The following is a 7,616-nucleotide window of genomic DNA, read 5'->3' as shown; positions in this document are numbered from 1 at the left end:
AGCAAAAAGACCCAACCCCCAAAGGGGGCAGAGTCTTTTTTAAGGGAACTTAAGGAAGATTTAACGGCCAAGTTTGGCTTTTAATTCTCTTTTCCCAACTGCCTTTCCGCTTCGTCGCAAGCGTCTCGGGCAAGGCGCTGTGCTTTAAGAGAAGCATCGCGTATGGCCTTCATGAAGGCAGTCCTCACCTTGCCGTCCTCAAGTGCATAAATGGCATCTATGGTGACGCCCCCGGGCGTCACCACCATATCTCTTAACTCGGCAGGGTGTTTCCCGGAGCTCAAGAGAAGGTGAGAAGCTCCTATGACGGACCATGCCGCAGCTCTTAGGGCGAGATCTCTTGGCAATCCCACTTGAAGTGCCCCGTATATCATGGCTTCTACTACTGTGTAAAGATAGGCCGGGCTTGAGCCTGCCATAGCCGTCAAAACGTCGAGGTGCTGCTCGTCCACTTCTTCGTATTCACCCATGTCCTCGAAGATTTTTGTGATGACGTTCTTGTCTGAGTCGGTTACGTTTTTCCCACAAGAATATACAGTATATCCTTCCTTTACCTGAACGGCAATATTGGTCATAGCCCTGACCACTCGAGAGTCGGGAATTACGCGTTGCATCAAGTCAAGGTTTATGGATGCCGCGAAGGAGATCACCAGCTTATCCTTGAGGCCGTTAGAGAGATTTTTCAAGAGAGGTATCACCTGATAGGGCTTTACTGATATGATGACGACCTCTGCTTCCGATACCGCCTTATCGTTGTCGGAAGTTATGTTGATGCCCCTTTCGGCTAGAGGGGACAACCTCTCGATTTTGCGCCTAGTGGCAGTAACCTGAAAATCATCGCTTATGGCGCAGGCTATAGCCCCACCAATGACTCCTGCACCTATAATGGCTACTTTTTCCCTTTCCATTGCGATCCTATCCTCCTGTCTGTGTACATCTTGAAAGGGATTATTGTCTATGTTAGCCCGATCAAGAATTTTTTCTCGCCATTATAACAGCTAAATCTCCTTTGCGCACCTACTTTTTGCCAGTTGAGTCGCTGTCCGTCTATGGTAAGATAACAGAGAGTGTCGAGGAAAGGAGGGACCTTCGTGCTCGTGAGGGCGCATCTTTGGCTTACGGGAAGGGTGCAGGGAGTGGCCTTCAGGTATTATGCAGCCGCTAAAGCGAAAGAACTAATGGTTTCCGGTTTTATAAGAAATCTCGACGATGGAAGGGTTGAGGTCGTGATCCAGGGAGAGCCGGAGAACGTGGAGAAGATGATCGATTGGTGCAGAAAAGGACCCCCTCACGCTATTGTAAAAGATGCGATCATGGTTTACGAAGACCCCGATCCGAAGTGTAAAAATTTTCAGATAAGAGGTTGATCGATTAAATGGAAGAGATCACGGTCTTTGGCGCCGGCAGTTGGGGTACGGCTTTGGCAAATTTGCTTGGGGAATTGGGACATCGGGTTGTCCTATGGTGCAGGAGGTCCGATCAGGCCCGGGCTATAAATTTGTTGGGCGAAAATCCGAATTATCTTAGAGGATACAGAATCTCTTCAAATGTAACGGCTACTTCCAAAATCGACGAGGCAGTTGAATCGCCGAAATGGGTTTTGGCGCTCCCAACTCAGGCCGTAAGAGGCTTTTTGACGGAACTTTCTGGGAATATGGCACCCCAAAGGCCTGAAATATGCAACGTTGCCAAGGGCATAGAAATAGATTCGGCATTTACCGTCAGTGAAATAGTAAAAAATGTCTTGGGCGATGTTTCCTATTCCGTGTTGTCCGGCCCCAGCCACGCCGAAGAGGTAATCCGGGGTTTTCCCACGGCAGTGGTGGTAGCTTCCTTGAGGGTAGAGGCTGCCGAGATGTGGCAAAACGTCTTTTCTCGTCCCACCTTCAGGGTTTATACTTCAAACGATGTCGTAGGGGTGGAGATCGGCGGGGCGGTCAAAAACGTCATAGCCATCGCTGCCGGGATTGCAAAAGCCATGGAATTGGGAGATAATGCTTTGGCAGCTCTTGTAAGCAGAGGGCTGGCCGAAATAATGCGGCTTGGAGCGAAGATGAGAGCTAATCCCCTGACGCTTTCCGGCCTTGCAGGCGTTGGAGACTTGATCGTTACTTGTTTCAGCGGCCACTCGAGGAATATGCGCCTGGGTTTTTCCATCGGCATGGGAAAATCCATGAAAGAAGCGTCGGATGAACTGGGTCAAGTCGCAGAGGGAATCTATACCGTTAAAGCTTTGAAGAAAATGGCACAACAGGTGGGAGTGGAACTCCCTATCGTCGAAGAGGTGTACGCCATATTGTACGAGGGCCTTTCGCCCAATGAGGCATTGAGCAACCTTCTGTTGAGGGATCCAAAGCCCGAGTTGCCCCCGGCTATGCAATGGATGTAAAATTTGACATGGTTGTAGCTTTTGAAGAAACTTCAACAAAAAATAGGAGGGATTTTTCATGGCAAAAGCGGTAGTTGATAGGGATACCTGTATAGGATGTGAAGCATGTGTTGGCGTTTGCCCGGCCGAGGCGATCAGCATTGAGGACGGGAAAGCTAAAGTGGACCCCGATACCTGCATAGAGTGTGGAGCCTGCGTGTCCACCTGCCCGGTATCGGCAATATCCCAGTAGCATCGTTGAGTTCTAATATTTTGGGGCCTAGGCGACTAGGCCCCTTTTGTTAAACAAATGTCAAAAGATAAACTGGCAAAATCGTGCTATATTTTGCGCCTTTTCGAGAAATGCGGTTTTGAGGCCTACATAGTAGGAGGAACCGTAAGGGATTTGGCTATGGGATCCCCCTTTGGCGACGTCGATATTGCGACATCGGCAAAGCCCATGGATATAGCGAGCCTCTTTCCTGAGGCCAAAAAGGTGGGCGGTGATCCTCTATGTACCTTCGTCATCCCTCAGGATGGGTGGACTGTCGAGATAACGCCTTTGCAAGGTGAAGTACTGTCAGAAGACCTATCGCGAAGGGATTTCACCATAAATGCCATGGCCCTAGATAGGTTTGGAGATCTCTATGACCCCTTTGGCGGTATGGAAGACCTTGTAAATAAGGTTCTTCGCTTTACCGGCTCTCCGAGAGAGCGAATTGAAGAAGACCCCGTCCGCTGCATAAGGTTGTTCAGATTCGCCTCAACTTTGAGGGAGTTCGAAGTTTCCCACTCCTCTATGAATGCCGTAAGGGAGAGTTTATCGCTCTTTAAGGACGTTCCCCTTGAGCGAATAGGCAAAGAAATCTACAAAGCCTTAAGAGGAAGCCCATTTACGTTCTTAAAGCTTTTGGAAGATACCGGATTTCTGGCCTCAACCCTTCCTTGTGTCTATGCACTTCGTGGAGTTCCTCAGGATCCCCAATTTCATCCCGAAGGCGATGTCTATGAACACACCAGGCTCTGTTTGAAATATGCCGAAAAGATCACGAAAAGGTGTGATGTGCGGGCGGCAGCTTTGTTTCATGACATAGCAAAACCTTATACGATGAAAGAGGAAGAAGAAAGGCTGCGATTCATAGGTCATGAGAAGGAAGGGGGAGCTTTGGCCAGGGAGATAATGGGTCAATGGGCATGGCCGTCCTATTTCGTGAAAAACGTTTCGTCCTTGGTGAGATGGCATATGGTCCCTTTGGTCTCGACAGCTCCAAAGCGCATTCCCCGTCTTTATCTTGAGTACGGCAAAGCCTGGTTGGATGGACTTTTCCTCCTTTCATATATAGATATAAGTTCAAGCAACAGAGATTATTCCAAATGGATAGAGAATCGACAGATTGCCCTGTCGTGTCTTTTTAAACTTTCTGACGATGAGAAGTTGATATCTGGCAAAGATGTCATGGATATACTAAAAATCGAAGAAGGCCCTGAAGTGGGGCGTATCATATTTGAAATATACCAGATGATGGCAAAGGGCGATATTAGAAGCCGGGAAGATGCTATTGATTACCTAAAGAAATTAAATGAAAGTTAAATTAAAGAGAAGCTGTAAGACATTTTCGAGTATATTTGATAAAATATAATTGGTTCTTTATCAGCAAACAATATATAAGCGAGGTGAGTTGCGATGGCTTGGAACCCCAGAGAAATCATGAAAGAGCTTGAAAGCGGTGTGAAAGAAATCGGCCGTGAATGCCCGGAAGTGGAGGCCTTTATAGAGTTCACGGGTAAGCTGATGGCGCCAAGATCTTTGGATCTCAAGACCAAAGAGCTGATATGCGTTGCCGTGGCAGTATACACCAATTGTAAATATTGCATTGTCACCCACGTCTATAATGCCCTTAAGGCCGGCGCTACTGGCGACGAAGTCATGGAAGCTGCTCTGGTTGCCTCGCAGTTTGGAGGCGGCCCTGCTGTAGGCCATAGCGTCACCTTGGTAAACGAAGCTATCAAGGAGTTCGCCGGCGACTTCGGGAAGAAGTCTTAACTAATTCAGGCTTCTTTGATGCCGTAAAACATATCTTCAAGCGTTTTTTGGATCGCCCTTCGCTGCCAGTCTATCGGGAAGGGCGATCCTTTCTAGGGGTCACGGAAGTTGACAAGGCAAGCCCAGAAAACAGGAGGGAGATTCTTGCAAGAAAGGCAAAAAGTCAAGATAAGTTCGAAGTATTGGCTGGAGATGGTCAAAGAACGGGGCGGTCATTTCATGATCGCCATGCGTACCAATATAGCCGGCTGATGAATGGCTTATGTAGGCCCGGCGGGCCTCATAGGCAGCCCCGATGAAGCGGATAGAGAAAATTTCATACTCTTCGTCGTAGAGGGAGAGGATGACATAACATGTTGGATCCATAAAGAGGTATTAGAACATTTAAAAGAGGTCTCCCCAACGCGGGAAGGCGACTACTTATTTGCTTCCGACGGAGCAGGGAGGCTGAGATTCAAGTTCTGCGATCGAAGTTGAGTGCAGCTGCCGGGCATTTGAAGAAAGAAAGCGATTCATCTTCGCTTTTAAAGCTTTACTTTGCCTGACGTGCAAAAGGCGATAAATTCATCCTTTTTCCAGAGGAGGGCTGTATAGGTAACCCTTAAGGTATCTTATGCCCAAGTTCCTTAATATTTCGAGCTGTTCCTTCCTTTCCACTCCCTCGGCTATTACTTCCATGCCCATAACTTCGCCGACCTTTACTATTCCCCTCACGATAACCCTGTCCCTTTCGTCGGTTTCGATGTTATCGACGAAAGTCTCGTCGTGGCACTGCGAGGCCGATACGTTGATCGAAAGCTTTTCGAGCTCAATGCCTTGGCTGATCCATTCTGACATCCAATTTCAGGTCCTTCAAAAAATAATTCCTGTTATAAAGGCCGGTAAGAGGGTCCACGTAAAGGTAATTGTGAAGTTGCCGGTCTTTTGCCTTCATATCGGTCAGATCGGTGAAAATGCTTACGAAATATCTGGTTACGTTACGATGATCCTTTAAGGCATATATGGAAAGCAATTCCGGGTAAACTTCACCGGACTTGCGCCTGTTCCAAATTTCCTGTTCCCAGAAACCACCCGTCAAAATTGAGTCCCAGAGGTTTTTGTAGAATGAATATTCGTGATAGTCAGATTTTAAAATTCTTGGATTTTGTCCGATGGCCTCTTCGGCGGAATACCCGGTAATTGTCGTAAATGCCGGATTTACCCAAAGGATAACCCCGCCCGTATCGGTGACGACGACCCCCTCCTTGATGTTATTAACAATCAACTCGAGCATGGGAAAGTGGAAATCGGAATTTATACTGTTCAGTTTATCGCTCATGATGAACTCCGCTTCGTTTTTTAATCAGCCCCAAAAAGGCATCCAAGGATTGTGCATTTGCAACGTCTTCAACGGTTAGCCATGCCCGCCTTGCCTGGGCCACCCCGAAGAACATGTATTCCTGCTCGTATATATCGTGGGCATCAGTGCTTATCACAAATTTACAGCCCAGATTGAAAGCCTGCCTTATCCTTTTTTCCGACAGATCGAGCCTGCTTGGGTGGGCATTTATCTCAAGAAGAGTTCCCGTCGATGCGGCAGTCTGGAAAATCTCCTCCCAATCCGCCTCCGCTTCCTCCCTTGATCCGAAAAGCCTGCCCGTTGGGTGAGCCAGGATGTGAACGAGGGGATGAGAGATCGCCCTTATATATCGCTCGGTCAGTTGATCTCTATCCTGTCTCAAATTTGAGTGGACGGCAGCTACTACCACATCGAAGCTCTTTAAAAGCTCATAGTCATAGTCTAAAGATCCGTCAGCTTTTACCTCTACCTCCGTTCCTTTAAGTATCACTATTTTATCTGCGAGCATTTCGTTCAGCTCGTCTATTTCGCGCCACTGTTGTGTAAGTCTGTCAGGAGTAAGCCCCTTAGCTACGCCCAAACCCTGAGAATGATCGGTTATCAGAATATAGCTTCGGCCAAGCTCGCATGCTTTCTCTACCATCTCTTTTAAGGGCCTCTTTCCGTCGCTCCAATTGGAGTGTATTTGAAGGTCGCCCTTTATATCCTCTGTCTCTATCAATTTTGGGAGTTTCTTTTCCAGGGCAAGCTTGATTTCCGCGGTTCCCTCTCTCAGTTCAGGCGGTATCCATGACATCCCAAGCCTTCCGTATACGTCTTCCTCTTTTGGGCAAAGTATTTCTACGCCGCTTATTGTATCCGTCAACGCATATTCGCTCAAGCTCAAGTTCTTTTTCAAGGCCGCCTCTCTCAATAAGATATTGTGCTGCTGGCTTCCCGTAAAGTATTGCAGCGCCGTTCCCCATCTTGCGGGTTCAACTATGCGCAAATCGGCCTGCAACCCTCCTTTTAGCCTCACACTGGTCTTCGTCGGACCCGATAAGATGACCTCGTCCATGATGCCTAGATTTGTAAAAGTATTCGTAATTTTTTCCGATGCCTCGGCTTCGGCTGCGACGAGAATGTCCAAATCTCCCACGGTTTCTTTCATGCGTCTCAATGAGCCGGCGGGGCAGATGGCAATTATGCCCTCGCAGTTTTTCATGTGATCTAAAATGACCTGTAAATACTTCCACGCCTCGCCCAGAGGAAATCTCGAGCTTAGACGCTTTTCTTTAAAGGCCTTAATGCCTTCGAGTATTTTTCGCTCGACCTTCGGTCCAAAACCCGGCAAATCCTTGAGTTTTCCCTCTCGTGCCGCTCTTTCAAGTTCCTCCGGCGTTTCGATGCCGAGCATTTCCCGAACCGTTTTTATTCTCTTTGGACCCATCTCCGGTATTTCATAGAGGGAAAGCAGCTTATCGGGGACTTCCTCCGTTAATTTTTCGTAAAATTCCAATTTCCCGCTTTCCAGAAGTTCGCAGATTTTCTGTTCTATGGCCTTTCCAACCCCGGGAATTTCCTTTAACCTTCCCTCTTTGTATAGTGCATATATGTCTCTGGTTTCGTTTCTCAAACTTTCGGCAACGCGTCTATATGCATTGATTTTGAACCTATCCTCTCCCTTTATCTCCAAGAGGAGGGCTATACGCTCAAAGATCTCCGCGACGGCATTTGAGTCGATATTCCCTTCCATCCTATTTACCTCCTGTTTTAACAACATGTTTCGTTGTCCGATAGAAAAGTTAGTAATATTATAAATGCAAAAGATTTCCATGCATCGACTGCACCCGTAAGATTTATCAAATTATTAAATTAGAGGCCGA

At 47.5% G+C, this 7,616-nt stretch carries 10 protein-coding genes; 6 read left to right on the top strand and 4 right to left on the bottom strand.

All coding sequences use genetic code 11. The features are described from left to right. Positions 1 to 80 precede the first annotated feature (80 nt). Positions 81 to 908 (bottom strand): pyrroline-5-carboxylate reductase, encoded by an 828-nt coding sequence (gene proC, locus BLU12_RS07550; RefSeq protein WP_200778734.1) that lies wholly within the window; start codon positions 906 to 908, stop codon positions 81 to 83. 183 nt (positions 909 to 1,091) lie between these two features. Between proC and BLU12_RS07545 the strand changes: the two genes are divergently transcribed. The 6 genes from BLU12_RS07545 (at position 1,092) to BLU12_RS07520 (ending at position 4,889) form a co-directional block, all read left to right on the top strand. Continuing rightward, positions 1,092 to 1,367, top strand: coding sequence for an acylphosphatase (locus tag BLU12_RS07545; RefSeq protein ID WP_234945549.1), 276 nt, complete (start codon positions 1,092 to 1,094; stop codon positions 1,365 to 1,367). Positions 1,368 to 1,375: 8 nt separating this feature from the next. After that, a complete protein-coding gene (locus BLU12_RS07540) occupies positions 1,376 to 2,389 on the top strand; it encodes an NAD(P)H-dependent glycerol-3-phosphate dehydrogenase (protein WP_091461779.1) in 1,014 nt (337 codons plus the stop codon). A gap of 58 nt (positions 2,390 to 2,447) precedes the next feature. Next, positions 2,448 to 2,621, top strand: a complete 174-nt coding sequence (locus BLU12_RS07535) for a DUF362 domain-containing protein (protein WP_009201965.1) — start codon at positions 2,448 to 2,450, stop codon at positions 2,619 to 2,621. A 57-nt stretch (positions 2,622 to 2,678) separates the two neighbouring features. Then, positions 2,679 to 3,959, top strand: a complete 1,281-nt coding sequence (locus tag BLU12_RS07530) for a CCA tRNA nucleotidyltransferase (protein WP_091461777.1) — start codon at positions 2,679 to 2,681, stop codon at positions 3,957 to 3,959. 93 nt (positions 3,960 to 4,052) lie between these two features. Beyond that, complete coding sequence (locus BLU12_RS07525) at positions 4,053 to 4,412, top strand: carboxymuconolactone decarboxylase family protein (RefSeq protein WP_091461776.1); 360 nt, start codon at positions 4,053 to 4,055, stop codon at positions 4,410 to 4,412. Between the two features lie 255 nt (positions 4,413 to 4,667). Next, positions 4,668 to 4,889 carry a trimethylamine--corrinoid methyltransferase gene (locus tag BLU12_RS07520; RefSeq protein WP_091461774.1) on the top strand — a complete coding sequence of 74 codons (222 nt, stop codon included), beginning with the start codon at positions 4,668 to 4,670 and terminating at the stop codon, positions 4,887 to 4,889. 87 nt (positions 4,890 to 4,976) lie between these two features. Here the strand turns inward: BLU12_RS07520 and BLU12_RS07515 are convergent, their stop codons facing one another. From BLU12_RS07515 to polX, 3 genes are read right to left on the bottom strand one after another with little or no spacing between them, the layout of a single operon-like run. Beyond that, positions 4,977 to 5,249: an EAL domain-containing protein gene (locus tag BLU12_RS07515; RefSeq protein WP_091461772.1), complete on the bottom strand. Its 273-nt coding sequence runs from the start codon at positions 5,247 to 5,249 to the stop codon at positions 4,977 to 4,979. Beyond that, complete coding sequence (locus BLU12_RS07510; protein ID WP_091461770.1) at positions 5,221 to 5,730, bottom strand: PAS domain-containing protein; 510 nt, start codon at positions 5,728 to 5,730, stop codon at positions 5,221 to 5,223. The genes BLU12_RS07515 and BLU12_RS07510 overlap by 29 nt, the downstream gene beginning before the upstream one ends. Beyond that, on the bottom strand, positions 5,720 to 7,486 hold the full coding sequence (gene polX / locus BLU12_RS07505; RefSeq protein ID WP_234945548.1) for a DNA polymerase/3'-5' exonuclease PolX: 1,767 nt from the start codon (positions 7,484 to 7,486) through the stop codon (positions 5,720 to 5,722). The genes BLU12_RS07510 and polX overlap by 11 nt, the downstream gene beginning before the upstream one ends. Between the last annotated feature and the right edge of the window lie 130 nt (positions 7,487 to 7,616).

The sequence above is a fragment of the Acetomicrobium thermoterrenum DSM 13490 genome (assembly GCF_900107215.1).
Classification (GTDB): Bacteria; Synergistota; Synergistia; order Synergistales; family Acetomicrobiaceae; genus Acetomicrobium; species Acetomicrobium thermoterrenum.
This window is presented reverse-complemented; position numbering and strand designations above follow the sequence as displayed.

What these genes read in the sequence shown, in the direction of transcription:
- proC (WP_200778734.1), bottom strand. Translation starts at nt 908, where the DNA reads ATGGAAAGGGAAAAAGTAGCCATTATAGGTGCAGGAGTCATTGGTGGG.
- BLU12_RS07525 (WP_091461776.1), top strand. Translation starts at nt 4,053, where the DNA reads ATGGCTTGGAACCCCAGAGAAATCATGAAAGAGCTTGAAAGCGGTGTG.
- BLU12_RS07510 (WP_091461770.1), bottom strand. Translation starts at nt 5,730, where the DNA reads ATGAGCGATAAACTGAACAGTATAAATTCCGATTTCCACTTTCCCATG.
- BLU12_RS07540 (WP_091461779.1), top strand. Translation starts at nt 1,376, where the DNA reads ATGGAAGAGATCACGGTCTTTGGCGCCGGCAGTTGGGGTACGGCTTTG.
- BLU12_RS07535 (WP_009201965.1), top strand. Translation starts at nt 2,448, where the DNA reads ATGGCAAAAGCGGTAGTTGATAGGGATACCTGTATAGGATGTGAAGCA.
- BLU12_RS07520 (WP_091461774.1), top strand. Translation starts at nt 4,668, where the DNA reads ATGGCTTATGTAGGCCCGGCGGGCCTCATAGGCAGCCCCGATGAAGCG.
- BLU12_RS07530 (WP_091461777.1), top strand. Translation starts at nt 2,679, where the DNA reads ATGTCAAAAGATAAACTGGCAAAATCGTGCTATATTTTGCGCCTTTTC.
- polX (WP_234945548.1), bottom strand. Translation starts at nt 7,486, where the DNA reads ATGGAAGGGAATATCGACTCAAATGCCGTCGCGGAGATCTTTGAGCGT.
- BLU12_RS07515 (WP_091461772.1), bottom strand. Translation starts at nt 5,249, where the DNA reads ATGTCAGAATGGATCAGCCAAGGCATTGAGCTCGAAAAGCTTTCGATC.